At 59.4% G+C, this 26,558-nt stretch carries 17 protein-coding genes and 6 pseudogenes; 15 read left to right on the top strand and 8 right to left on the bottom strand.

Annotated elements, in window-relative coordinates:
• Positions 1-32: 32 nt before the first annotated feature.
• Together CES87_RS06955 and CES87_RS06950 are read left to right on the top strand one after the other, a co-directional pair.
• On the top strand, positions 33-2,069 hold the full coding sequence (locus CES87_RS06955) for a PAS domain-containing sensor histidine kinase (RefSeq protein WP_128605541.1): 2,037 nt from the start codon (positions 33-35) through the stop codon (positions 2,067-2,069).
• A 3-nt stretch (positions 2,070-2,072) separates the two neighbouring features.
• On the top strand, positions 2,073-2,654 hold the full coding sequence (locus CES87_RS06950; protein WP_128605540.1) for a cob(I)yrinic acid a,c-diamide adenosyltransferase: 582 nt from the start codon (positions 2,073-2,075) through the stop codon (positions 2,652-2,654).
• A gap of 97 nt (positions 2,655-2,751) precedes the next feature.
• Here CES87_RS06950 and CES87_RS06945 read toward each other — a convergent pair whose 3' ends face one another.
• The 4 genes from CES87_RS06945 to secA all read right to left on the bottom strand — a co-directional run bounded on the left by CES87_RS06945 (position 2,752) and on the right by secA (position 8,542).
• A complete protein-coding gene (locus tag CES87_RS06945; RefSeq protein ID WP_128605539.1) occupies positions 2,752-3,702 on the bottom strand; it encodes a Nudix family hydrolase in 951 nt (316 codons plus the stop codon).
• Complete coding sequence (locus CES87_RS06940) at positions 3,699-4,331, bottom strand: glutathione S-transferase family protein (protein WP_128605538.1); 633 nt, start codon at positions 4,329-4,331, stop codon at positions 3,699-3,701. The genes CES87_RS06945 and CES87_RS06940 overlap by 4 nt, the downstream gene beginning before the upstream one ends.
• A gap of 126 nt (positions 4,332-4,457) precedes the next feature.
• Positions 4,458-5,675, bottom strand: coding sequence for a bifunctional glutamate N-acetyltransferase/amino-acid acetyltransferase ArgJ (argJ, locus tag CES87_RS06935; protein WP_128605537.1), 1,218 nt, complete (start codon positions 5,673-5,675; stop codon positions 4,458-4,460).
• Between the two features lie 131 nt (positions 5,676-5,806).
• Complete coding sequence (gene secA / locus CES87_RS06930; protein ID WP_128605536.1) at positions 5,807-8,542, bottom strand: preprotein translocase subunit SecA; 2,736 nt, start codon at positions 8,540-8,542, stop codon at positions 5,807-5,809.
• Positions 8,543-8,849: 307 nt separating this feature from the next.
• Between secA and CES87_RS06925 the strand changes: the two genes are divergently transcribed.
• Entirely contained in the window at positions 8,850-9,305 is a 456-nt protein-coding gene (locus CES87_RS06925) for a DUF721 domain-containing protein (protein WP_128605535.1), read from the top strand.
• 111 nt (positions 9,306-9,416) lie between these two features.
• On the opposite strand, the gene CES87_RS06920 is transcribed toward CES87_RS06925, so the two are convergent.
• On the bottom strand, positions 9,417-10,904 hold the full coding sequence (locus tag CES87_RS06920; RefSeq protein WP_128605534.1) for a helicase HerA-like domain-containing protein: 1,488 nt from the start codon (positions 10,902-10,904) through the stop codon (positions 9,417-9,419).
• A gap of 155 nt (positions 10,905-11,059) precedes the next feature.
• Here CES87_RS06920 and CES87_RS34165 point away from each other — a divergent pair.
• From CES87_RS34165 to CES87_RS06900, 5 genes and pseudogenes are all read left to right on the top strand, one after another.
• Positions 11,060-12,124: pseudogene (locus CES87_RS34165) on the top strand (cache domain-containing protein); the annotation flags it as partial.
• A gap of 93 nt (positions 12,125-12,217) precedes the next feature.
• On the top strand, positions 12,218-12,982 hold the full coding sequence (locus CES87_RS34160) for a methyl-accepting chemotaxis protein (RefSeq protein WP_371858186.1): 765 nt from the start codon (positions 12,218-12,220) through the stop codon (positions 12,980-12,982).
• Positions 12,983-13,172: 190 nt separating this feature from the next.
• Positions 13,173-14,293, top strand: a pseudogene (locus CES87_RS06910) (glycosyltransferase family 4 protein).
• Positions 14,286-15,061 (top strand): annotated as a pseudogene (locus CES87_RS06905) (DUF2334 domain-containing protein). The pseudogenes CES87_RS06910 and CES87_RS06905 overlap by 8 nt, the downstream one beginning before the upstream one ends.
• Positions 15,058-16,052: pseudogene (locus CES87_RS06900) on the top strand (YbhN family protein). Before CES87_RS06905 ends, CES87_RS06900 begins: the two co-directional pseudogenes overlap by 4 nt.
• Positions 16,053-16,146: 94 nt before the next feature.
• Here the strand turns inward: CES87_RS06900 and CES87_RS06895 are convergent.
• Together CES87_RS06895 and purU are read right to left on the bottom strand one after the other, a co-directional pair.
• Complete coding sequence (locus tag CES87_RS06895; RefSeq protein WP_128605532.1) at positions 16,147-16,329, bottom strand: hypothetical protein; 183 nt, start codon at positions 16,327-16,329, stop codon at positions 16,147-16,149.
• Positions 16,330-16,480: 151 nt separating this feature from the next.
• On the bottom strand, positions 16,481-17,329 hold the full coding sequence (gene purU / locus CES87_RS06885; protein ID WP_128605530.1) for a formyltetrahydrofolate deformylase: 849 nt from the start codon (positions 17,327-17,329) through the stop codon (positions 16,481-16,483).
• Between the two features lie 337 nt (positions 17,330-17,666).
• On the opposite strand from purU, the pseudogene mvaT reads away from it, so the two are divergent.
• Positions 17,667-18,043, top strand: a pseudogene (gene mvaT / locus CES87_RS06875) (histone-like nucleoid-structuring protein MvaT).
• A gap of 112 nt (positions 18,044-18,155) precedes the next feature.
• On the opposite strand, the gene sbcB reads toward mvaT, so the two are convergent.
• Positions 18,156-19,586 carry an exodeoxyribonuclease I gene (gene sbcB / locus CES87_RS06870; RefSeq protein ID WP_128605528.1) on the bottom strand — a complete coding sequence of 477 codons (1,431 nt, stop codon included), beginning with the start codon at positions 19,584-19,586 and terminating at the stop codon, positions 18,156-18,158.
• 186 nt (positions 19,587-19,772) lie between these two features.
• On the opposite strand from sbcB, the gene CES87_RS06865 reads away from it, so the two are divergent.
• The 6 genes and pseudogenes from CES87_RS06865 (at position 19,773) to CES87_RS06840 (ending at position 26,500) form a co-directional block, all read left to right on the top strand.
• Positions 19,773-20,498, top strand: coding sequence for an RDD family protein (locus CES87_RS06865; RefSeq protein WP_128605527.1), 726 nt, complete (start codon positions 19,773-19,775; stop codon positions 20,496-20,498).
• Positions 20,495-21,472 (top strand): stage II sporulation protein M, encoded by a 978-nt coding sequence (locus tag CES87_RS06860; protein WP_128605526.1) that lies wholly within the window; start codon positions 20,495-20,497, stop codon positions 21,470-21,472. The genes CES87_RS06865 and CES87_RS06860 overlap by 4 nt, the downstream gene beginning before the upstream one ends.
• The gene (locus CES87_RS06855) at positions 21,459-23,003 is read left to right on the top strand and encodes a DUF4129 domain-containing protein (RefSeq protein WP_128605525.1); all 1,545 of its coding nucleotides are present in this window, start codon (positions 21,459-21,461) and stop codon (positions 23,001-23,003) included. The genes CES87_RS06860 and CES87_RS06855 overlap by 14 nt, the downstream gene beginning before the upstream one ends.
• Before the next feature lie 20 nt (positions 23,004-23,023).
• Entirely contained in the window at positions 23,024-24,175 is a 1,152-nt protein-coding gene (locus CES87_RS06850; RefSeq protein ID WP_371858185.1) for a DUF4350 domain-containing protein, read from the top strand.
• On the top strand, positions 24,172-25,173 hold the full coding sequence (locus CES87_RS06845) for a MoxR family ATPase (protein ID WP_128605523.1): 1,002 nt from the start codon (positions 24,172-24,174) through the stop codon (positions 25,171-25,173). Before CES87_RS06850 ends, CES87_RS06845 begins: the two co-directional genes overlap by 4 nt.
• Positions 25,170-26,500: pseudogene (locus tag CES87_RS06840) on the top strand (DUF58 domain-containing protein). The gene CES87_RS06845 and the pseudogene CES87_RS06840 overlap by 4 nt, the downstream one beginning before the upstream one ends.
• Positions 26,501-26,558: the final 58 nt, after the last annotated feature.

Below are 26,558 nucleotides of genomic sequence, written 5' to 3'. Positions count from 1 at the left end.
TGGCCACTTGTTCCTTTGCAGCGATAAACCTGATGCCATTGCGCCAGCGCCTTGAAAACCTTCCGGTCGGCCAGAAACTGCTGGCCGCCCTGTTGGTGCTGTTGACCACTGTCCTGCTGGTCGCCAACCTGACCTTTATCAGCGCCGCGTATTACATCTCCCAGGAAAGCATGGCGCCCCAGGCCCTGCAAACCATCGGCCGACTGGTATCCAATCCGAGCCTGATCTCCGAGGCACTGGCATCGCCACAAAGCGCGCAACGCCTGCTCGATGAACTCAACAGCTATTCACCGCTGCGTGCCGCTGCCCTGTACGACGGCAAGGGCGACCGTCTTGCGCAATTGCAACATGGCGACCATCTGAATTTGCCGGAGCGTTATCGACACATCGAGTCCTGGCAAGCCACCGAATTTCGCAGCAATCAATTGATCACCCTGCCCCGTCCGGGCACCGCCCCCGGGCATCTGCTACTGGTAGCCAGTAGCGAACTGCCAATGGCGTTCTATACCGGGACCCTGACCGCCAGCCTCGGGATCCTGATCTTCAGTGTGCTGCTGTGGCTGGTGATTGCGCGGCAGATCAAACGTCTGATTACAAGGCCGATCCATCAACTCGAAGAGCTGTCCCGGCAAGTCACTCGGGAAGAAAACTACGCCCTGCGCGCCTCCCGCGGCAACCACGATGAGATCGGCAGCCTCGCCGAAGCCTTCAACACCATGCTCTCGCGCATCGAGGCGCGGGAGCAACAGCTCAAACGGGCACGGGATGACTCTCAGGCCGCCTATGACCAGGCACAGGGCCTGGCCGAGGAAACCCGTCATACCAATCGCAAACTGGAACTCGAGGTCCAGGTGCGCAGCAAGATCGAAAAGAAACTCACCGGATTCCAGAACTACCTCAACAGCATCATCGATTCCATGCCCTCCGCGCTGATCGCCCTTGACGAGCAGCTCTATGTCACGCAGTGGAACCAGGAAGCCAGTGCCCTCTCCGGCACCCGCCTGGACGAAGCCCTGAATCAGCCGATCTTCCTCGCCTTCGAGCCGCTCAAGCCCTTTCTTGCGCAGCTCAAGCAAACCGTCGAGCAGCACACAGTGGCCAAGATCGAGCGCGTCACCTGGATCAAGGATGATGACGCCCGGCATTACGCCCTGACCTTCTATCCACTGATGGGCGGTGCCGGGCGTGGTGTGGTAATCCGGATCGACGACATCACCCAGCGCCTGTCCCTGGAAGAAATGATGGTGCAGTCAGAGAAAATGCTCTCCGTCGGCGGCCTCGCTGCCGGCATGGCCCATGAGATCAACAACCCGTTGGGTGCGATCCTGCACAATGTGCAGAACATTCGCCGACGGCTGTCTCCCGAACTGCCAAAGAACCTCGAACAGGCTGAACAAGTCGGTGTCGAGTTGTCGACGGTCAACGACTACCTGCAAGCGCGGGAAGTGCCAAAGCTGCTCGATGGCATTCAACAGGCCGGCGCGCGCGCTGCGAAAATCGTCACACACATGCTCAGTTTCAGTCGCCGCAGCACCCGGCAAATGGCTCCGTGCGACCTGCCCGCCCTGATCGATCAAGCGGTGGAAATCGCCGGCAACGACTTCGACCTGGCGATCGGTTTCGACTTCAAGGGCCAGGCCATCACTCGGCAGTTCGATCCGGCACTGGGCCCGGTGCCCGGCACGGCCAACGAACTGGAACAGGTGCTGCTCAATCTGCTGAAGAACGCCGCCCAGGCCATTCACCAGCGAGAAGACGACCATGAGCCAGGGCGGATCATTCTGCGCACCCGGCTCAATCCGCCGTGGGCCGAGATTCAAGTGGAGGACAACGGTATCGGCATGACCGAAAGCGTGCGCAAGCGTACTTTCGAACCGTTTTTCACCACTAAGGAGATCGGCCAGGGCACCGGCCTGGGCCTGTCGGTTTCGTACTTCATCATCACCAACAACCATAAGGGTCAGATGGAAGTGCAGTCGACACTGGGCCAAGGCACCTGTTTCACCTTGCGTCTGCCCCTGGCGGGCACTCCGCTCGTCTCTCAAGAACTCAATCAGCTATCGAGGTAACCCATGGGCTTTCGCTTGTCGAAGATCTACACCCGCACCGGCGACAAAGGCGAAACCGGACTGGGCGACGGTCGCCGTGTGCCCAAGGATCACCCGCGGATCGAGGCCATTGGCGAGGTCGATACGCTGAACAGTCAGGTAGGCGTGCTGTTGGCCGGACTGGCGGCGCAAAGCGCCGAGCATCCGGGGCTGAAGGAAGTGATTGAGGTGCTTGCGCCTTGTCAGCACCGGTTATTCGACCTTGGCGGCGAGCTGGCAATGCCGGAGTACCAGGCGTTGAACGCCGCAGAAATTGAACGCCTGGAAGCGGCGATCGATGTGTGGAATGAAGAATTGGGTCCACTGGAGAATTTCATTTTGCCGGGCGGATCGGCTTTGATTGCTCAGGCTCACGTCTGCCGCAGTCTGGCACGCAGTGCCGAGCGCCGCTGTCAGCATCTGAATGCCGTCGAGCCGTTGGCCGGGGTTGGGTTGGCGTACATCAATCGGCTGTCGGATTTGTTGTTTGTAATGGCGCGGGTGATTGCCAGGAGGCAGGGGGTTGCGGAGATTTTGTGGCAGCCGGCGGTGAAGCCAAAAAATTAGGTGGCGTTTTTTGAGGCCGCCTTCGCCAGCAAGCCGGCTCCTACAAAGGGTTAGCGTACACCTGTAGGAGCCGGCTTGCTGGCGAATGGGCCAGTACCTACACCAGAGAATCAGGCCAGAATGCCCGAATCCCCGCCACACCCTGGGCTCCCGCCGCCCAGGCTTTTTCAACCTCTGCCGGCCCCACGCCACCCAGCAGGAACACCGGTTTGCTGAACCCTTCGATCAAAGTTGAAGCCTGTTCCCAGCCCAGGGGCTGAGCATCCGGATGGGTCAAGGTCGGCTGCACGGGCGATAAGGTCACGAAATCCACGCCCATCTCTTCGGCAAGCGTCAGCTCTTCGGCGTTATGGCAGGATGCCGCCAACCAGCGCGACGCGGGCAATGGCCGACCGGCGGCCGCATATTTGCGCAACTGTGCCGAAGTGATGTGCCAGCCTGCGGAGGGGAAGTCCCCTAGCCACTCGAACGGCCCCTTGATCATCAACTGCGCCTTGCCGGCACACAGCCCCGCGGCATCCACCGCCAGATCGCGGTATTTCGGGTCGTAGCCGTTCGGCGCCCGCAGCTGGATCAACTTGATACCGCCCGCAATGGCTTTCTGAATCCCCCGCAGCAGAGCCGGGGTTTCCAGGTCTTGCGGGGTGATCAGATACTGCTCGGGTAACCGGGCAGCAGCGACGATTGGCCGGTTGGCCTCCGGGAACTCGTAACCCGACAGCTCGCGTGCCGTCACCCAGGCCAAAGGCTGGCCTTCGGCGCCGTGAGGCTCGCCGCTAAACGCCGAGACTTCCCAGACATCCAGCAACACCTGCTTGTCCGGGTAATCGTGACGGACCTTGATCAACGGGCGCGCCGCGCTGACCACGATGCCCAGCTCTTCCAGCAGTTCGCGGGACAGTGCGGTTTCGACTGACTCATCAGCCTCGACCTTGCCACCGGGAAACTCCCACAAGCCGCCCTGGTGCTGCGTATCGGCACGGCGGGCGATGAGGATCTTGCCGCTGCTGTCACGGATAACAGCAGCGGCTACGTGTACTCGTTTCACCGCTCGATCTCCTCCAGTCCGGCCTTCTGCCAGGCCTTGAACGCTGGCCATTGGTAGATGGTTTCAACATAGGCTTCGTCGACCGCGGGCAGCTTCACCTGATAGGTGCGCAGGCGCACGGCGATCGGTGCGAAGAAGACATCGGCCAGACTCGCACGCCCGAACAAGTACGGGCCACTTTCAGCGGCAGCGGCGCGGCACTCGGCCCACAACGCCACCATACGCTCGATATCGGCATGGACGTCAGCCGGAGTCGGCGCCAGCGGTGCATCGTGGCTCAGGTCGAATGGCATGTTGCCGCGCATGGCGAAGAAACCGCTGTGCATTTGCGCGCATGCTGAACGCGCCTGGGCGCGGGCAGAGATGTCTTTGGGCCACAGGCCCGCGTCGGGGAACTGCTCCGCCAGGTACTCTGCAATCGCCAGTGAGTCGGCGATGGTACCGTGCTCGGTCTTCAACAGAGGGACTTTGCCGGTTGGCGAATGCTTGAGCAGACGCTCGCGGGTGTCCAGCTGGTTCAGCTTGATCAGTTCCTCGGTGTAGGAGGCGCCGGCCAAATCGAGGGCCAGGGCGCCGCGCAGGGACCAGGAAGAGAGCAATTTGTCGCCGATGATCAGGTGATAACTCATGTTCAGGCGTCCTCAATCAAGAAGAAACCCTGTAGGAGCTGGCTTGCCAGCGAAAGCGGTAGCGGCCTCAACACATTCATCGCGGCTGAAGACGCCTTCGCCGGCAAGCCGGCTCCTACAGAGGAATCAGGTACGGTACTCGGCGTTGATCTTCACGTATTCGTGGGACAGGTCGGTGGTCCAGATGGTTTCACTGCAATCGCCGCGACCCAGTTCGATACGGATGGTGATTTCTTCCTGCTGCATCACCGCCGCGCCCTGAGCTTCGGTGTAGGTCGCGGCGCGGGCACCACGGCTGGCGATGTACACTTCGCCGAGGAACACGTCGATCTTGCTCACGTCCAGGTTCGGTACGCCGGCACGGCCGACAGCGGCCAGGATACGGCCCCAGTTCGGGTCAGAAGCGAACAGTGCGGTCTTGATCAGCGGCGAGTGGGCCACGGTGTAACCGACGTCCAGGCACTCCTGGTGATTGCCGCCGCCGTTGACTTCAACGGTCACGAACTTGGTCGCGCCTTCGCCATCGCGAACGATCGCCTGGGCCACATCCATGCACACTTCGAACACCGCTTGCTTGAGCTTGGCGAACAGTTCGCCCTCGGCGCGGGTAATTTCCGGCAATGCAGCCTGACCGGTGGCAATCAGCATGCAGCAGTCGTTGGTCGAGGTGTCGCCGTCGATGGTGATGCGATTGAACGACTTGTTGGCACCGTCCAGCATCAGATTTTGCAGCACATCGCGGGAGACTTTGGCATCGGTGGCGATGTAGCCGAGCATCGTGGCCATGTTCGGGCGAATCATGCCCGCGCCTTTGCTGATGCCGGTGACAGTGATGGTCACGCCGTCGTGCTGGAACTGGCGGCTGGCGCCTTTAGGCAGGGTGTCGGTGGTCATGATGCCGGTGGCGGCAGCTTCCCAGTTGTTCACCGACAGGTCGTCGAGGGCAGCTTGCAATGCGCCTTCGATTTTCTCGACCGGCAATGGCTCGCCGATCACACCGGTGGAGTACGGCAATACCAGGCTGGCGTCTACGCCGGTCAGTTCAGCCAGTTTGGCGCAGGTGCGCTCGGCGGCGGCAAGACCCGGTTCACCGGTGCCGGCGTTGGCATTGCCAGTGTTGGTCAGCAAGTAACGCACCGGACCTTGCACACGCTGTTTGGCCAGGATCACGGGTGCTGCGCAAAAGGCGTTCAGGGTGAACACGCCAGCGACTGTGGAACCTTCGGCACAGCGCATGACCACGACATCCTTGCGCCCCGGGCGCTTGATGCCGGCCGAAGCGATACCGAGTTCAAAACCGGCAACCGGGTGCAACGTTGGCAAAGGACCAAGACCAACAGCCATGAATGTGCTCCTCACTAGATGATGTCTGCACCGCTGCGCTCTTTTTTTCAAGAAGGCGGTGGTTTGAATGGTAAAACGCCGCGACGGCATGAGCCGGTCGCGGCGCGGGTATATCAGCGTATGAAACGGGTTTACTGGATCTGCCCGTGGCAATGCTTGAATTTCTTGCCCGAACCGCAGTAGCACAGCTCATTGCGACCCAGCTTCTGCTCGTTGCGCACCGGCGCAGCGGCGAGGGCCACATCGACCTCTTCACCCAGCACTTCCGGTTGCTCAAGCCCAGGCGCTTCCTCGTGCAGGAACTGCATGCGCGCAGCCAGCGCTTCGGCTTCCTGACGCAGGCGTGCCTCTTCTTCGGCAGGATCTTCGCGACGCACCTGAACATGTGACAGCACACGGATCGAGTCGCGTTTGATGGAATCCAGCAGTTCGGAGAACAGCGTGAACGACTCGCGCTTGTATTCCTGCTTCGGGTTCTTCTGGGCGTATCCACGCAAGTGAATGCCGTGACGCAGGTGGTCCATGGTCGACAGGTGGTCTTTCCACAGGTCATCCAGAACGCGCAGAACGATTTGCTTCTCGAAGGTGCGCAGCGCTTCGGCGCCCGCCTGATCTTCTTTCTCGTTGTAAGCCGCCACGAGTTCCTGCATCAGTTTCTCGCGCAGGGTTTCTTCGTACAGGTGATCGTCTTCGTCGAGCCATTGCTGGATCGGCAACGCCACGCCGAAGTCGCTCTGCAATGCGGCTTCCAGACCGGCCACGTCCCACTGCTCAGGCAGCGATTGCGGTGGAATGTGCGCACTGACGGTAGCGTTGAGCACGTCCTGACGGAAGTCGGCGATGGTTTCACCGATGTTGTCGGCGGCCAGCAACGTGTTACGCATGTGATAGATCACTTTACGCTGTTCGTTGTTGACGTCGTCGAACTCGAGCAGTTGCTTACGAATGTCGAAGTTGCGGCCTTCAACCTTGCGCTGAGCCTTTTCGATGGCGTTGGTCACCATGCGGTGCTCGATCGCTTCGCCAGGCTGCATGCCCAGGGCCTTCATGAAGTTCTTCACCCGATCAGAGGCGAAGATGCGCATCAGGCTGTCTTCCAGCGACAGGTAGAAACGGCTGGAACCGGCGTCACCCTGGCGACCGGCACGACCACGCAACTGGTTGTCGATTCGACGCGATTCGTGACGCTCGGAAGCAATCACCTGCAAACCGCCCGATTCGAGCACTTGCTGGTGACGTTTCTGCCAGTCAGCCTTGATCTGGGCTATCTGCTCAGGGGTCGGGTTTTCCAGGGTCGCCACTTCCACTTCCCAGTTGCCGCCCAACAGGATGTCGGTACCACGACCGGCCATGTTGGTGGCGATGGTCAGCGCACCCGGACGACCGGCCTGGGCGATAATCTCTGCTTCTTTTTCGTGGAACTTGGCGTTCAAAACCTTGTGTTCGATGCCTTCCTTCACGAGCAGGTTGGACATGTGCTCGGAGGTTTCGATGGTCGCAGTACCGACCAGAACCGGACGGCCAGCCGCCATGCTTTCCTTGATGTCAGCCACGATTGCCGCGTACTTCTCGTCAGCAGTCAGGAACACCAGGTCGTTGTAGTCCTTACGGGCCAGCGGCTTGTTCGGCGGAATGACCATGACCTGCAGGCCATAGATCTGGTGGAACTCGAACGCTTCGGTGTCGGCCGTACCGGTCATACCGGACAGTTTGTTATACAGACGGAAGTAGTTCTGGAACGTGGTCGACGCCAGGGTCTGGCTTTCGGCCTGGATGTTCAGGTGTTCCTTGGCTTCGATAGCCTGGTGCAGGCCTTCGGACAGACGACGGCCCGGCATGGTACGACCGGTGTGTTCGTCGACCAGGACAACCTGACCGTCCTGCACGATGTATTCGATGTTGCGATGGAACAGCTTGTGCGCACGCAGACCGGCGTAAACGTGGGTCAGCAGGTTGAGGTTGTGCGTCGAGTACAGGCTCTCCCCTTCAGCCAGCAGGCCGATACGGGTCAGCGCGTCTTCGACGAACTGGTGACCGGCTTCGTTAAGTTCGACCTGGCGGGTCTTCTCGTCAACCGTGTAGTGGCCGGCCTTGGTGACTTCGCCTTCCACTTCTTCGACGTGCAACTCAAGCGTCGGGATCAGTTTGTTGATCTCGATGTACAGCTTCGAACTGTCCTCGGCCTGACCGGAAATGATCAGCGGGGTACGAGCTTCGTCGATGAGGATGGAGTCGACTTCGTCGATCACGGCAAAATTGAGTTCACGCTGGAATTTTTCTTCCATGCTGAACGCCATGTTGTCGCGCAAGTAATCGAAACCGAATTCGTTGTTGGTGCCGTAGGTGATATCAGCGGCGTAAGCCGCGCGCTTCTCTTCCGGCGGCTGGAATGGCGTAACCACACCGACCGTCAGGCCGAGGAATTCGTAGAGCGGACGCATCCAGTTGGCGTCACGACGGGCCAGGTAGTCGTTCACCGTCACAACGTGCACGCCCTGGCCGGACAACGCGTTGAGGTAAACGCCCAGTGTTGCCACCAGGGTCTTGCCTTCACCGGTGCGCATTTCGGCGATCATGCCTTCATGCAAGGTCATGCCGCCGATCAGCTGGACATCGAAGTGGCGCATACCCATGACGCGCTTGCCGGCTTCGCGGGCGACCGCAAAGGCTTCTGGCAGCAGCTTGTCGAGGGTTTCCCCTTTGGCGATGCGGGCCTTGAACTCATCAGTCTTGGCACGCAATTGATCGTCCGAAAGGGCCACCATTTGCTCTTCGAAGGCATTGACGAATTGCACCGTCTTGAGCATGCGTTTGACTTCGCGCTCGTTCTTGCTTCCAAAAAGTTTCTTTAACAAAGGCGCAAACATATCGGCAGGATCTTCCACACTAAAGGGATGGAGGGCGGCCCCGTGAGTCGCCCGAGCAGCCCTCATGGCCGCATGCGAACGAGCATTCTACCCGGAAACGATGGTGAGGAAAGTGGCGTTATTCCACGATGCTGGCACGGCGCTTTGACGGGGCTCACTTAAAATAGGGGCAAATTGCTGAACTTCAAGCCATACAGCGCAGAAGTTACTCGTTGATTTAATGGGTAAAGCGCGCGCAAAGCAATGGGTCGGGTGCAACCAGTGCTTTCTGCTACCATGGCGGCTCTGTTACTTCAGGTGTCTGATCATGGCATTCCGCCCTCTTACGGCCAGAGCACCCGCCGTCCTGCTTCGCGAAGCCAAGCCGCTCAAAGCCATTCTTGGCCACGCCCAACGCCTGGGCCATTTGCAACGGCTGCTGGAAAGTCAACTGCAACCCGCCGCCCGGGAACACTGCCATGTGGCGTCGTGGCGCGAAGGCAGTTTATTGCTGATTGTCACCGATGGTCATTGGGCCACCCGCCTGCGCTACCAGCAAAAGCGCCTGCAACGGCAACTGCAGATGTTCGACGAGTTCGCCAACCTCACGCGAATCCTGTTCAAGGTGCAGCCGCCTACCGTCCAGCAAGGTGCGGCCGGGCATACCATGGATTTGTCCAACGATGCGGCGGCGACCATTCAGGCAACGGCCGACGGCATCACCGATCCGAACCTGCGGGCTGCGCTTGAGCGGTTGGCGGCGCACGCCAGATCCAAACCCTGAGATCACTACATTCCCTGTAGGAGCGAGGCTTGCTCGCGAAGCTTTTGGCGGCCTCAAGAACCTCTTCGCGGGCAAGCCTCGCTCCTACAGGGGGCATACCACCCAATCTTTTTATCGGCGCTTACTGCCGCCAAGCAGAGACCCCATCAACCCCCGTACCAATTGTCGTCCCAGTTGATTCGCCGCCTGGCGCATCGCTGATTTCAGTGCCTGCCCCGCCGCTGTACCGAGGAATTCCCCGGCCTGTTCGGTGAAGCTCGGCTCTTGCGGCGCTGGTTTTCCCGGAGCGGCTTCGGGTTCCGGCGCCAGTCCCTTGCGTCCCATCAGCACTTCATACGCCGATTCGCGATCGATCGGTTTGTCGTAACGGCCCTTGAACGGCGAACCGCCGATCAGCACCGTTCGTTCAGTCTCGGTCAATGGCCCGATCCGCGATTGCGGCGGTGCCACCAAGACCCGCTGGACCATCTCCGGCGTGCCCTTGTCCTGCAAGGTGCCGACCAACGCTTCACCGATGCCCAGTTCAGTCAGTACCGACAACGCATCGAAAGCAGGATTCGGCCGGAAGCCATCGGCCACTGCCCGCAGTGACTTTTGCTCCTTGGCGGTGAATGCGCGCAAGCCATGCTGGATGCGTAACCCAAGCTGCGCCAGTACGTCATCCGGCAAGTCGCCTGGCGACTGGGTGACGAAATACACCCCCACGCCTTTCGAGCGAATCAACCGCACCACCTGTTCCAAGCGATCCTGCAAGGCTTTTGGCGTGCCGGCGAACAACAAATGCGCCTCGTCGAAAAACAGCGCAAGCAACGGTTTGTCTGCATCGCCACGTTCCGGCAATTGCTCGAACAGCTCAGCCAGCAACCACAACAGGAACGTCGCGTAGACCTTCGGCGACTCGTGCACCAGGCGACTGGCATCGAGCAAGTGAATGCGCCCACGGCCGTCCGCGGTCGGTTGCAGAATGTCTTCGAGTTGCAGCGCCGGTTCGCCGAACAAAGCCTCCGCGCCTTGTTGCTCAAGGGTCGCCAGACGTCGCAACAGGGCCTGGCTGGAACCGGTGGTCATCAGCGCCGCGTCGTCCCCCAACAAATGCGGGTTGTCCTTGAGGTGATTGAGCAGCGCCTTCAAGTCTTTCAGGTCCAGCAACAAAAGGCCTTCGCGGTCCGCGACCTTGAACGCGGCATACAGTGCCGACTGTTGACTGTCGGTTAGCTCCAATAGGCTTCCCAGCAGCAATGGTCCCATTTCGCTCAATGTCGTGCGCAATGGATGACCGGACTGACCATGTACGTCCCAAAGGGTTACCGGATATGCCGCCGGCTTGTAATTCAGCCAGGGCATCCCGGCAATCCGCTCGGCGATCTTGCCCTGGGGGTTGCCCGCAGCGCCCAGACCGCACAGGTCACCTTTGATATCAGCGGCGAACACCGCCACACCAGCATCGCTGAAGGCTTCGGCCATGCGTTGCAAAGTGACAGTCTTGCCGGTCCCGGTCGCGCCCGCGATCAAACCGTGACGGTTGGCCAGGTGCATGGCCTGGGCGATCGGCTGCCCCGAAGGATCGGCACCGATAACGAGTTGCAATGAGTCAGGCATTTGGTCACCCATGGTTAATCTTTGGCCCTGCACGGCCGATAGAAATACAACAAAGCAGACAGACATGATCTGGTAGGACATTTCCCTTAAGGAGCGACGGAAATATCACTTGCTTTCAACCTTGCTCATTTTGCGTCTCTTTATAAAAGCACGCGATGGGCATTAAGACCTTAGCGGAACTCCAAGCCATGAACAAAAATCTACGCTTCAGCCATAAAATCCTGCTTGCCGCCGCTCTCATTGTCATTGCTGCCTTTGCCTCGTTCACGCTGTACAACGATTATTTGCAGCGCAATGCCATTCGCAAGGACCTGGACAATTATCTGCAGGAAATGGGCAGAGTCACTGCCAACAACATCCAGACCTGGCTCGCCGGACGCAGCTTGCTGGTGGAAAACCTCTCGCAAACCGTTGCACTGAACCCGGACGCTGATAACGTCGCCAAACTGCTGGTGCAAAAAGCCGTGACGTCGACCTTCATGGGCGCCTACCTGGGCAACAAGGATGGTTCTTTCATCATCCGCCCGGACAGCAAAATGCCCGATGGCTATGACCCTCGTGCCCGTCCCTGGTACAAGAGCGCCCAAAGCACCAGCGGTTCGGCACTGACTGAACCCTATATCGATCTGGCTTCCGGCCAGCTGGTAATCTCCATTGTCGACAGCGTCATTAAGGATGGACAAAACATTGGCGTGGTCGGTGGCGACCTGAGTTTGCAGGTGATCGCCGACAGCCTCAAAGCGCTGGACTTCGACGGGATGGGCTATGCCTTCCTGATCAGCTCCGACGGCAAGATCCTGGTGCACCCCGACAAAGCACTGGCGATGAAAACACTGAAGGATGTTTACCCTCAGGACACGCCCGCAATCAGCAGTGAACTGAGCGAAATTCAGGTCGGCGGTAAAACCCGCATCATGACCTTCACCCCTATCAAAGGGCTTTCGTCAGTCAACTGGTACATCGGTCTGTCAGTGGATAAAGACAAGGCCTTCGCCAAGCTCAGCGATTTCCGCACCTCGGCAGTCATTGCGACCATCATTGCCGTCGCCATCATCATCGCCCTGCTGGGCATGCTGATCCGCCTCCTGATCCAGCCGCTTAATGTCATGACCCGCGCAATGGCCGATATCGCCGACGGCGAAGGCGACCTGACCAAACGCCTGACCATCGTGAACAACGATGAGTTCGGCATCCTCGGCACTGCATTCAACCGTTTTGTCGATCGTATCCACGGTTCGATCCGCGAAGTGTCCTCGGCCACCGGGCAAGTCAACGAGGTGGCGTTGCGTGTGGTGGCGGCCTCGAACTCATCGATGTTCAACTCTGACCAACAGGCCTCGCGCACCAGCAGCGTGGCGGCGGCGATCAATCAGCTCGGGGCTGCCGCCCAGGAGATCGCCCGCAATGCCGCGCAAGCTTCGAATCAGGCCAGCGATGCCCGAAGCCTTGCTGAAGATGGCCAGCAAGTGGTGGATCGCAGCATTGCCGCCATGAATCAGCTATCGAACATGCTCAGCGCTTCCAGCAGCAATATCGAATCGCTCAACAGTAAAACCGTGAACATCGGGCAGATTCTCGAAGTGATCACCAGCATTTCCCAACAAACCAACCTGCTGGCGCTCAACGCCGCCATTGAAGCGGCGCGGGCGGGTGAAGCCGGACGCGGGTTTGCGGTGGTGGCCGATGAAGTACGCAACCTGGCGCACCGCACCCAGGAGTCGGCGCAGCAGGTGCAGACCATGATCGAGGAGCTGCAGGTCGGCGCCCGCGAGTCCGTCAGCACCATGAGCGACAGCCAGCGTCACAGTCAGGACAGTGTGGAAATCGCCAATCTGGCCGGCGAGCGTCTGAACAGCGTGACGCAGCGCATCGGTGAAATCGACGGCATGAACCAGTCGGTGGCCACGGCGACCGAGGAACAGACGGCTGTGGTGGAATCGATCAACGTCGACATTACCGAAATCAATACGTTGAACCAGGAAGGGGTGGAAAACCTGCAATCGACATTGCGTGCATGTGCAGACCTGGAGCAGCAGGCGGCGCGGTTGAAGCAATTGGTAGGCAGTTTCCGCATTTAATGAGCTGCTGAAGGCCTCTTCGCCAGCAAGCCGGCTCCTACAGGAGAATGCGTGAACCCTGTAGGAGCCGGCTCGCCAGCGAAGACGGCATCCCGGACACCGCACAACTCACTGACACCCCACCCACAAAACCCCAACCGAACATCTATTCTTCATTAAGGTCAACCAAGGAGAACAACGGACCGGAGGGATGTTCATCGTGCATATCGCTGACATAACCATGTTCTACGCCCCTGCCAGCGGTGGCGTGCGCACTTATCTGGATGCCAAACATCATCGCCTGTGCACAAGGCCAAAAATTCGCCACAGCTTGCTGATCCCCGGGGCTTTTTTCAGTGAACAGGATGGTATCTACACCGTTCCGGCTCCCGCCCTGCCCTTCGGCAAAGGTTATCGTTTCCCTTTGCGTCTCGCGCCCTGGCGCAATGTCCTCCACGATTTACAACCCGACCTGATCGAAGTCGGCGACCCGTACCTCACCGCTTGGGCAGCTTTGGATGCGCGCCGGCAACTGGATGTGCCGGTGATTGGTTTTTATCACTCGGACCTGCCGCTGCTGATCAGCAACCGCATGGGCAACTGGGTGACCCCCAATGTCGAGGCTTATGTCAGCAAACTCTATGGAAACTTTGACCGGGTGCTGGCACCGAGTCGGATCATGGCTGACAAACTGACCGGTCTGGGGGTGAAGAACGTTTTCGTGCAACCTCTGGGTGTCGACTTACAAACGTTTCACCCCGATGCGCGCGATACTGGCCTGCGGGCCGAACTGGGTGTGGACGAAAACACTCATCTGCTGATTTTCGCCGGGCGCGGTTCCAAAGAAAAAACCTGCCGGTCCTGCTCGACTGCATGAGACGCCTGGGCGGACGCTATCACTTGCTGCTGGTCGGTTCTTCCATGCCGACCACTGTCCCGGACAATGTCACCGTCATCGATGAATTCTGCCCTGCCGCGCAAGTCGCCCGGCTGCTGGCCAGTGCCGATGCATTGCTGCATGCCGGCGACCAGGAAACATTTGGTCTGGTGATCCTCGAAGCCATGGCCTGCGGCATCCCGGTGGTGGCCGTGGCAGCCGGCGCCTTCGAGGAAATCATTACCGATCAATGTGGCCTGTTGTGTACGCCGAACGCTCCGTTGGCCATGGCCAACGCAGTGCGCGAGCTATTCAGCCAGGGCAGTGCAGTCCTCGGCCAGCGAGCGCGACGCCATGTCGAGCAGCATTACGCCTGGGACACAGTGGTCAACAGCTTGCTAGGCCACTATCACGCCGTGCTCGGCAGCCATTACCCGCGGGTGGCCAATGGTTGAGCCCATGTTTGCGCCCAGCCTCTTAGTAGTGCTGCACGATGTCGCGCCGCCAACGTGGGCCGATTACCAGCCTTTTGTCGAAGCCGTCGACGCTATCGGCGATATACCAATGACCTGGCTGGTGGTGCCAGACTTCCACAAGCAGAACGACCTGCAAGCCGATCCGCAATTTCGCCGAGAGCTTGACGAACGCCTCGACAGGGGCGATGAATTGGCGCTGCACGGCTATTTTCATTGCGATGACGGGCCGATGGCGAGTAATCCCCGAGACTGGTTCATGCGCCGGATTTACACCCACGAAGGTGAGTTTTACAACTTGTCCGAAGAGGCCGCCCTTGCCCGACTGCATGCCGGAATTGAAATGTTCCACCGTTATTACTGGCCACTGCAGGGCTTTGTCGCTCCGGCCTGGCTGATGAGCGAAGGCACGCGGCAGGCCTTACGCCAACTTCCCCTGACTTACACCAGCGATGCGCAACACCTCTATCGTCTGCCGACCTTCACGCCGGTCGATGCCCCGGACTGGTCTGGAGTGCGCGCAGTGCCTGGCGCCGTGGCTTGTCGAAGCTTGTCAGCGATCAACGCGAACAACGCTGGCGGCAAGCGCCGGTCATTCGCCTCGGTCTGCACCCGGTGGATATGCGACATGAGTTCTCGCGCACCTACTGGCTGCAAACCCTCAAGCGTCTACTCGCCGAGGGGCGCGTGCCGATGACCAAGTCGCGCTGGCTGGCACTGCAAAACGACCGCATGGGTCGCGCCGCATGAGCCGCGGGATTCTTCTGCTGATCGGCCTGCTCGCCGCGGTGCTGATTCCCTGGCTATTGGGCGGCAGCGAAACCTGGTTGCGGCTGAACAGTTTTCCACTGAGTTGGCTGCTGGTCATGTTCGGCATGATCCTGCTGTGCTGGGTGGTGAACACCCTGCGCCTGCGCCTGTTGCTGGGAGATCAGCGCGACCAGGTAAGTCCGGCCAAAAGCCTTGGCGTGGTGATGGCCGCCGAATTTGCCTACTGCGCCACCCCTGGCGGCAGCGGCGGACCACTGACCATCATGGCTTTGCTGGCGCGCAACGGCGTGCGCCCGGCCAGGGGAGTGCCGTGTTCGCCATGGATCAGTTGAGCGATCTGTTGTTTTTCCTCTGCGCGTTGAGTGCGATTCTTATTTATGCGCTGTTCCAGCATCTCAGCCAGCGCATGGAGTGGCTACTGATCGTCAGTGCGATCTCGATGTTCGCAGGCCTGGTCTGTTGCGTGGTGGTGGCTCGCTTCCACCGTTTGCTGATCCGGCTCAGTGGTCGATTACTCGTTCGCCTCAACGTTCAATCCACCACTCGCATGCGCTGGGCACGAAAACTCCTGCATTTTCTGGCGGCGTTTACCGAAACGCTAAAGCTGCCCTTTCAGACATTGATCACAGTGTTTGCCTTGACCTGCCTGCATTGGATCTTGCGTTACAGCGTGCTCTATCTGGCGCTGCGCGGGCTTGGCGCGGATTTGCAGTGGGCCTGGTGCTTTCTGATCCAGATGCTTTCACTGAGTGCAGGACAGTTCAGCCTGTTACCGGGTGGAGCCGGGGCGGCAGAACTGACGTCGGCGGCGCTGTTGGCGCCCATGGTGGGAAAATCCACGGCGGCAGCGGCGATCCTGATCTGGCGGGCGGTGACTTATTACTTCTATCTGCTGGTTGGCGGGCCGGTGTTTCTATTGATGCTTGGCCGCCCGCTGCTCAAGAAGCTGATGAAGCTCAAGCAAGCCTGACCCTCATAAATCTGTAATTGGATGGACTCGCCCAAGCCAAGGCGGTCTGAAGACCAATGCAGGCCTCGGGGGCCTATCGCCAGCAGGCCGGCTCCTACAGGTTGGGGTCTTCGGACTTATCGTCGGACTGGTCCTGCAATTTCTCCCACAGCTCAGCGGCCCCCGGAAACTCGGTGCCATCTTCCGGGCTCATGTCATCGGGGTCGTATCGGCTCAAGCAGCCCTCGCCCAACGAGGCAGGCGCCCTGGAGGTGGCTTTTTCGAGTGGATCGGCCATGCTGACTTCCTCTCTTTACCGAGATACAGATCGTTCCCACGCTCTGCGTGGGAATGCCGCCATGGACGCTCTGCGTCCGCTGTTGAAGCTGTGACGCGGAGCGTCACGGGATGCATTCCCACGCAGAGCGTGGGAAAGATCACTGGCGTCGTCAGAACACCACGGTTTTGTTGCCGTGTACCAGTACCCGGTCTTCCAGGTGATAACGCAGACCGCGGGCCAGCACCATCTTCTCGACGTCACGACCGAAACGCACCATGTCTTCGATGCTGTCACTGTGGCTGACGCGCACCACGTCCTGCTCGATGATCGGACCGGCGTCCAGCTCTTCGGTCACATAGTGGCAGGTCGCACCGATCAACTTCACACCGCGCAAGGACGCCTGATGGTACGGCTTGGCGCCGACGAAGGATGGCAGGAAGCTGTGGTGAATGTTGATGACTTTATGCGCATATTCGCGGCACAACTCAGGCGGCAGAATTTGCATGTAACGGGCCAGTACGACCACTTCGGCATCGTGCTGTTTAACCAGGCGCGAAACCTCAGCGAATGCCGGTTCCTTGTCCTGCGGATTGACTGGCACGTGGTAGTACGGAATGCCATGCCATTCGACCATGCTGCGCAAGTCGTCATGGTTGGAAATCACGCAGGCGATTTCACAGTCCAGTTCATCGCTGTGCCAGCGATGCAACAAGTCGGCGAGGCAGTGGGACTCGCGACTGGCCATCAGCACCACGCGCTTTTTCTGCGCGGTATCGGTGATGCGCCAGTCCATCGAAAACTCTTCGGCGATCGGCGCAAACGCTTCGCGCAAGGCTTCGATACCGAACGGCAGCGAGTCGGCACGAATCTCGTGACGCATGAAGAACCAGCCACTGAGGTTGTCTGAGTGATGGCTCGCTTCAGTGATCCAGCCGTTATGTGATGCCAGAAAGTTACTGACTTTAGCAACGATGCCGACGCGGTCCGGGCAAGAAATCACCAGCCGAAAAGTGCGCATGAGGGGGAAACTCCAGAACTTCGCAAAGGCCGCCATTCTAGCGATTACGCAGCAAAACTGCAGTATTGATCACGCAGCGCCTAGCCTGATGCCCGCGACGCAGGCTCTGTCCGCGCTCCAGGCCCGCGCCTTGGCAGTGTTGTTTGCCATCTACGCAGCAATCAATTGTGAATACCTGTGACGCAGCTACGAACTATTTAAATGCACAACCAATGCGGGTCGAATTCATCGTAATTAAATTAAATAAACTCCGGTTTAATGTTTACTTGATGAAACACCCTGACTATTATTGCCGCACTGTCCCCTGCCATCCTGCTTTCTACATAAGGTAGTAATCATGTCCTTGATCAACGAATATCGCGCCACCGAAGAAGCTATCAAAGAGCTGCAAGCCCGTTTGAAGAACCTGTCCCAAGACGACAAACTGCAAACCGAGCTGGAATTCGAAGGCAAACTGCGCACCCTGATGGGCGAATACTCCAAGTCCCTGCGTGACATCATCGCTTTGTTGGATCCAGAATCCAAAACCAAGGCACCACGCGGCGGCGCCGTAAAACTACCGGCACCAAGCGTGCTCGCAAAGTTAAACAATACAAAAACCCGCACAACGGCGAAGTCATCGAAACCAAAGGTGGCAACCACAAGACTCTGAAAGAGTGGAAAGCCAAGTGGGGCGGTGATGTGGTTGAAGGCTGGGCTACCCTGTTGGGCTAAGCTGCCAAGCTTGTCGCAAATCTTGTCATAGTTAGATTCGTGACAAAAAATAACGCCAGTATAACGCTGGCGTTTTTTTATGCCCGGAGTTCGCCCCCGGGCATTTTCGAATTCAAAGATTCAAGCGCTTGCGTAATCCCTGTACATATTCCTGCCACTCATTGAGCACCTCTTGCTGAAACGATGTTGCAGTAAGGCTCAATTGGGCTGCGACCTCTACAAAACTTTCCAGGGTATTGGGCGCTCCCCACTCCGGGTCTGACAAACGTTTCTGACAGAATATTCGCCAGCGCTCTTGCTCTTCGAAACTCAACGTTTCGTGAAAGTTACGTGCGCGATATCGAAACAATAATTCAGGCAAGCGTTCATCATCGAAAGGCCATTGCTCTTGCGCCAGTTGCGCCGGATCGACCGTGCGGACTTGTTCGCATAGCCGCCGGTCACGGTCACCAATAAAACCGTCGTATAACTGTTGTTCCGGGTCCTGGCTGGCGGAAAAATCCTCGCGGGCATAAATCCCCAGAACTTTATCTTGCCAAACTTTCTGCGCGACACTTAGCCGCAGTGCGCGCTGCTGATACAGCGCCATATCAAGCCCGAGACGCTGCTGATCTTCCGTGCGAAGTACCGACAACGGCGCCACCACCGGGCATTTATTGATGTGAATAAGCTTGAGCGGCACCGGCAACTCGCCCTCGGCCAAATCATCGCGGCGCGTGTACAAGCGCTGGCGCAAGGTTTCGGCATCCAGATCAAGCAAACCCTGCGGATCGAGGTGCAGGTCACAGACAATCAATGCGTTCTTGTTGCGTGGGTGCCATGCCAGAGGCAATACCACGCCGACGTAATTGCGCGCCGCGGAAAAACGCCCGGACACATGCACAATCGGTTGCAACAGGCGAATCTGATCCAGCACCTTTTGTTTGCTGCGCAATTGAAATAGCCAGTCATACAGCTTCGGCTGCTTTTCCCGGATCAAACGCGCCAGGGCGATGGTGGCGCGAACGTCCGACAGCGCCTCGTGGGCATTGCCGTGATCGATAGCGTTGGCGGCAGTCAGGCGTTCGAGCTTGAGCGTCACCCGTCCCTCATCGTCCGTCGGCCAAATGATTCCGTCAGGACGCAAGGCATACGCGGCACGCACCACATCGATCAGATCCCAGCGGCTGTTCCCGCCCTGCCACTCCCGTGCATAAGGGTCGAAAAAGTTGCGGTACAGGCTGTAGCGGGTCATCTCGTCATCGAAACGCAAGGTGTTATAACCCGCGCCGCAGGTACCGGGAGTTGCCAGTTGAGCATGCACACGGGTCATGAAATCGGCTTCGCTCAGACCTGATTCGGATAAACGGCCAGGCGTAATACCAGTGATTGCACAGGCCGCCGGGTGCGGCAGGATGTCGTCACTGGGCTGGCAATAAAGGTTGACCGGTTCGTCTATTTCATTGAGATCGAAGTCAGTACGCAGCCCCGCCATTTGCAGTGGGCGATCGCAACGGGGATTGATACCCGTCGTTTCATAGTCGTACCAGAAGATGGAGGTCACGGGCTAATCCTGAACTGATGATCGGCGAAGTCTAGGCGTTCACGTCCTGCTCCGGCCAGCAATCTTGTCATTCAATCAGTTCTGGTTATTTACCGTGCAATACATAGTTATGTCGTTTTCTCCGGCGAGGCTGCTAGCATCGGAATGACGAGACAATCCCGATCAGGCCACATCATCAGGTTGCCCATGCTCGAGACTGCAGCACTGCCAAGGAAAGCGACGCTGTCACCGCCACTGGATACGCGGTACCAGGTCGAAACGCCGGAAGGCATCGATTTGTCCCTGCGCCCGGCCGGGCTGATGGTTCGTGCGTTGGCGTTCTCCATCGACCTGGCGCTGCGCGGACTGATCCTCGGCCTGCTGTTCATTGTCCTGGCGATGCTGGGCAAACTCGGCGCCGGGCTCGGTTCGCTGCTGATCTTCGGCGTCAGCTGGTGGTACATGGTGCTGTTCGAAGTTCTCAACCAGGGTCGCTCACCGGGTAAGCAGTGGATGGGTTTGCGCGTGGTGCAGGACGACGGCACACCCATTGGCTGGTCCGCGTCGCTGCTGCGAAACCTTTTGCGTTTTGTCGATTTGCTGCCGTTTGGTTACTTCCTCGGCGCCATCAGTTGCCTGCAACATCCCGCCTTCAAGCGCCTCGGCGACATCGCCGCCGGTTCGCTGGTGATCTACCGCGAACAGCCACTCACCCGACCGCAGCTCCCGCCTGCCCAACCGCGTCGCCCGGCTTTTGCCCTGACACTGATCGAGCAACGCGCCATCCTCGGGTTCGCCGAACGCCAAGCTGAACTCTCCGATGCGAGAGTCCATGAATTGGCATCGATCCTTGCACAGCCGTTGCAGGTTCCAGCGCCACAGGCTGTGGCCGAACTCAATGGCATCGCCCGCGGCCTGTTGGGGCCGGTATGAATCAAAGTCTTTTCGAACAGCGGCACATGGCCGAATGGGAGCAGTTCGACGGCCTGCTGGAGAGCCTGGAGAGGAACAGGAACGCCAAGGGGGTCGACAGTTTTCCCGGCGATTATCGGCGTGTCTGCCAACACCTGGCACTGGCACGGGAACGCGGTTACAGCAGTTTCCTTATCGATTCGTTGCAGCAGCAAGTCCTGCGCGGGCATCAACAGCTGTATCGTCATCGCAGCCGACTGGGCGCCAATGTGCTGGCTTTCATCCTCGCGGATTTCCCCCGACTGGTGCGCGAACAGTGGCGTTTCGTGCTCGCCGCCAGCCTGATGTTTTTCGGCAGCCTGATCGGCATCGCATTGCTGGTTTTTCTGTTTCCGGACCTGATCTACAACCTGATCCCCGCCGAGCAGGTCAGCGAAATGCAAAGCATGTATGACCCCGACGCCGGTCATCTGGGGCGCTCGGCGGAGCGGGCGGCCAGTGAGGACTGGGTGATGTTCGGCTACTACATCATGCATAACATCGGGATCGCCTTTCAGACCTTCGCCAGCGGTTTGCTGTTTGGCCTGGGCAGTGCGTTTTTCCTGTTCTTCAACGGCATGACAATCGGCGCGGTGGCCGGACATCTGACGCATATCGGTTACGGGCAAACGTTCTGGTCTTTCGTGATCGGCCATGGCGCTTTTGAGCTGACCGCCATTGCACTGGCCGGAGCCGCCGGCCTGCAACTGGGTTGGGCATTGATTGCACCGGGACGCCTGCCCCGTACCGAGGCCTTGCGCCTGGCGGCGCGCAAGAGTGTGCTGCTGATTTGCGGGGTCATGTTGTTTCTGCTGATTGCAGCGTTTATTGAAGCCTACTGGTCGTCGATGACGGCACCGACGCCCATGACCAAATACCTGGTCGGCGTTGCGCTCTGGCTGATGGTCGCGATTTATCTGCTGTTCGCCGGACGGGTTCGCCATGCGCCTGAGTGACGCCAGCGTGGTGATCCGCCCGCGCCCCACCTGGGAAGCCATGGACCTCGGGGTACTATTGAGCCAGCGCCACCGGCGCCTGCTGATGACCAGTTGGGCCATGGTGACTTTGCCGGTTTTTACACTGCTGACCTGGGTGCTGTGGGAGTCGCCCTCCCTCGCGGTGTTCATCTTCTGGTGGCTGAAACCGGCGTTCGAACGCCTGCCGTTGTACATCCTGTCCAAGGCCATGTTTGGTGAAACACCCACACTCAAACAAGCCCTTTACCAATGGCCGCGACTGCTCAAGCCACAACTGCTGGTCAGCCTGACCTGGCGCCGGCTGAGCCTGAGTCGTAGCTTTCTGCTGCCGGTGGTACAGCTCGAGGGCCTGAGTGGTGAAGCGCGACAGCAGCGTTTGCAAGTGTTGTTGCAACGCGACGCCAGCGCGGCGCGATGGCTGACGTTGATTGGCGTGCACCTGGAAACCGCACTATGGATCGGTCTGATGGTGTTGTTCTACCTGCTCCTGCCGCAACAGGTGGCCCTGGACTGGAGCTGGCAGTCACTGATGACCGCCGCCACCCAGGACTGGCGCTGGCTGGAACACCTAACCAACGCCTTTTACGCCCTGGTGCTGGTGGTTTGGGAACCGATCTACGTGGCCTGCGGCTTCAGTCTTTATCTGAACCGGCGTACGGTGCTGGAGGCTTGGGACATCGAACTGGTGTTCCGCCGCTTGCGCCAGCGCTTGAGCAGCGCAGCCGGCGCGTTATTGCTGGCAGTGATTGTGCTGATGCCGGCCACCCAAAGCGTTTGGGCCGCCGAGCCGGTCGTTACACCCGATAGCCCGCGGTTGCTGGAACAGACACTGACCAGTCAGGCGTCCCGGGACAGTATCAAGGCAGTCCTCGATCAGCCGCCATTCAAGAATAAGGAAAAGGTCACTCGTTATCGATTCGGCGAGGACAACGCCAACGCCCACACCCCGGACGACGGCAGGACACCGCAATGGTTGAAGGCATTATTCGAGCTGTTTGACAGCCAGCCCTTCGGCGCAGTGGCCAACCTGATCGAGGCCTTGCTCTGGGGCACCCTGATCGCAGCCATCGGCCTGTTGATCTGGCGTTACCGTGACTGGTTACAGACCTTCGTCAGTCGTCGCCCAAACCCTGGCAAAAAAGCCGCGCGAGCGATGCCGCAACAGGCGTTCGGCCTGGACCTCAACCGCGAAACCTTGCCCGCCGACATCGCCGCCAGCGCCGAAAGCCTCTGGCAAAACCAACCACGGGAAGCGCTCGGATTGCTCTATCGCGCCCTGCTCAGCCACTTGCTGCACGACTTCGACGTTGCGCTGAAAGCCGCCGACACCGAAGGCCAGGTGCTGGAACGCGTCGAGCAACTGCAACAACCGGCCTTGCTGGTTTTCAGCCAAAATCTGACTCGGCACTGGCAGAACATGGCCTACGGGCATCGCTTGCCCCCGGCCCATTTGCAGCAGGAACTGTGTGACGGCTGGCGTGTGTTGTTCGGCCCCGGAGCACGCCGTTGAGCCGGCCCGCATGGCCGGCGATGCTCGGTGTCTTGATTGCCGTGCTGCTGGGAACGCTGAGTGTCTATCTGTACCTCAAAGCCACGCCCTACCCGGCTGAAATCGATCACGGCCCCTCGCCCGAGGCCCAAGCCAATCCCTACCTGGCCGCCGAACATTTCCTGCGCCAACAGGGCCTGGCCGTCAGCCATTCCAACAGCCTGGACATCCTGCCCAGCTTGGAGCCGCATCAGCACAGCCTGTTGTTGCTCGGGGATCGCTACAACATGACGCCCCGGCAGATTGATCAAGTGCTGAACTGGACCCGGGCCGGTGGGCGGCTGTTATTTGTCGCCCAGTCGTTGTGGGATGAAAAGACCGGGCAGAGCAATGACCTGCTGCTCGACCGGGTACAGCTGCATCAATCCTTGAGCAAAAACCTCAAGGATCCGCCCGACAATGAACACGGCAGCGACAATGACCCCTATCCGAAACTGACCAAGCTGTATCTGGAAAACGAAGACGCGCCGGCCTATGCCAGCTTCGATACCGCGTTCCATCTCGAAGACCCGAAAAACCTCGCCCAGGCCTGGGCCAACAGCGCCAAGGCCACGCACATGATGCAGCTCAACCACGGGCTCGGTTCAATCATCGTGGTAACCGACGCCGACCTGTGGAAAAACCCGGCCATCGACGAGTACGACAACGCCTGGCTGCTGTGGTATCTGACTGCGGACACCAGCGTCACCCTGTTGTACGACACCGATCACGACAACCTGTGGACTTTATTGCTGCGCTATTTTCCCCAGGCACTGATCGCCTTGATTGCCCTGATCGGCCTGGTTTTCTGGCATTTCGGAGTGCGCCACGGACCATTGCAGGAACCTGCCCCGAAAGCACGCCGGCAACTCCAGGAGCACCTGCGCGCCAGTGCCGACTTCATGTTACGCCGCAACGGTCAGCAGAGCCTGCTGCAAGCACTGCAGCAAGACATTCTGCGCCGTGTTCGCCATCGTCATCCCGGCTTTGACCAACTCGGCGTCACCGACCAATGGCTGGTGCTTGCACGCCTGACCGGCCAACCCACACGCGCCATCAGCCACGCCATGACCCCGCGACCGAAGCAACGGCTTTCCAGCGCTGAATTCAGCCGTCAAGTCGCCCATCTGCAAACCTTGAGGAACGCCTTATGAGTGAAGCGATCGAGCCCGACGCCTCCAGTCATGCCGCTGCGCAACGCCAACGCGCCAGCCAGTTGGCTCAAGCCATGCGTGGCGAACTGCAAAAGGCCGTTATCGGCCAGAACAGCGTTATCGACGACGTGCTCACGGCACTCATTGCCGGTGGCCACGTGTTGCTCGAAGGTGTGCCGGGGCTGGGCAAGACCTTGCTGGTACGGGCGCTGGCACGCTGCTTCGGTGGCGAATTCGCGCGCATCCAGTTCACCCCGGACCTGATGCCCAGCGACGTCACCGGACATGCGGTGTACGACTTGCAGACCGAGCAATTCAAACTGCGCAAGGGTCCGCTGTTCACCAACCTGTTGCTGGCCGACGAGATCAACCGCGCCCCGGCGAAAACCCAGGCCGCATTGCTCGAAGCCATGCAGGAGCGGCAAGTCACCCTTGAAGGCCGCGCACTGCCCATCGCGCAACCGTTCATGGTGTTGGCCACGCAAAACCCCATCGAACAGGAAGGCACCTATCCACTGCCGGAAGCCGAGCTGGATCGTTTCATGCTCAAGGTACGCATGGATTACCCCGACGCCGAGCAGGAGTTGAATATGGTCCGCCAGGTCAGTCGCTCAACCCGCGCCGACATGCTCGACGTGCAGCCGCTGCGCACGGTTTTGCAGGCCAAGGATGTGCTGGCCTTGCAACGCATCGCCAGTGACCTGCCGCTGGATGAGCAAGTTCTGGATTACGCCGTACGCCTGGCCCGCACTACCCGCAGCTGGCCGGGCCTGACCCTCGGTGCCGGGCCCCGCGCCTCGATCGCCCTGGTGCGTTGCGCAAGGGCGCGGGCCTTGTTGCGTGGTGGCGAATTTGTGATTCCGGATGACATAAAAGGCTGCGCGCTGGCGGTGCTGCGTCACCGCGTGCGCATTGCGCCGGAGCTGGATATCGAAGGACTGGAGGTGGATAGCGTATTGCGGCAGCTGCTCGATCAAGTACCGGCGCCGCGCCTGTGAAACCCACCCGCCTGTTGTTGCTCTGGCTCTGCGTGCTGCTGGTCATCGGCATCGTGCTGGGCGCTTTGCAGGCGCTGGATTTTGCGCTGCCTTCGTACCTGTCGCGGATCAGTTGGGGTCTGCTTCTGGCGCTGCTCACCCTGGCGATAATCGATGCGGTCCGCCTCAAACACCTGCCCTCTCCCCGGCTGCAACGGCACATGCCCGGCAGCCTGGCGCTGGGTCACTGGAGTGAAGTACGGCTTGAGCTTGAGCATGATTTTCACAACCGCAGACCTTGCGACTTTTCGACCATGTGCCGGACGGCCTGAGCTTCGACAGCCTGCCACTGTCAATCCAGTTACAGCCCGGCCAACGCAGCTTGAGCAGTTATCGCCTGCGTCCGCTCAAACGCGGTCACTTCAGTTTCGAACATTGCGAAGTCAACCTGCCAGGTCCACTGGGCCTGTGGTCCGACAAACGCTTGCTGAGCGTGAATGACCAAACGCGTGTCTATCCCGACTTCGCCCGCCTCTACGGCGGCCAACTCCTGGCTGTGGATAACTGGCTTAGCCAGCTCGGCGTACGCCAACATCAACGCCGCGGCTTGGGGCTTGAGTTTCTTCAACTGCGCGAGTTTCGCGAAGGCGACAGCCTGCGGCAAATCGACTGGAAAGCCACAGCCCGTCAACGTACGCCGATTGCCCGGGAGTATCAGGACGAACGCGACCAACAAATCATTTTCATGCTCGACTGCGGGCGCCGCATGCGCAGCCAGGATGGAGAACTGGCGCATTTCGATCATGCACTCAATGCCTGCCTGCTGCTGAGCTACGTCGGGTTACGCCAGGGCGATGCGGTCGGCCTCTGCACCTTTGCCAGCGATCACCCGCGCTACCTCGCCCCGGTCAAAGGCAGCGGGCAACTCAATGTCCTGCTCAACACGGTCTACGACCTGAATAGCAGCCAACGCAGCGCCGATTATCAAGCGGCCATTACACAACTGCTCGCCCGACAAAAACGCCGGGCGCTGGTGGTGCTCATGACCAACCTGCGCGATGAAGACGATGAAGAACTGCTGACTGCCATCAAACGCCTGAGCAAACAGCATCGGGTGCTGGTCGCCAGCCTGCGCGAGGACGTGCTCGACAATTTGCGGGAAACACCGGTACAGACCTTGCCCGAGGCATTGACCTATTGCGGCACGGTGGATTACTTGAATGCACGGGCTGAACTGCATGAGCGGTTAGGCGCTCATGGCGTTCCGGTACTGGATGCACGGCCCGGGGAATTGGGCACGCAACTGGTGACGCAGTACTTGAGCTGGAAGCGCAGCGGCAGTGTTTGATCTTGCGCGACATAACTATGTAGGAGCCGGCTTGCTGGCGATGGCGATTTCACGGACG

It is taken from the genome of Pseudomonas sp. ERMR1:02 (assembly GCF_002277815.1).
Classification (GTDB): domain Bacteria; phylum Pseudomonadota; class Gammaproteobacteria; order Pseudomonadales; family Pseudomonadaceae; genus Aquipseudomonas.
Note: the sequence above shows the minus strand (reverse complement) of the source record. Positions and strands in the feature narration are given on the sequence as shown.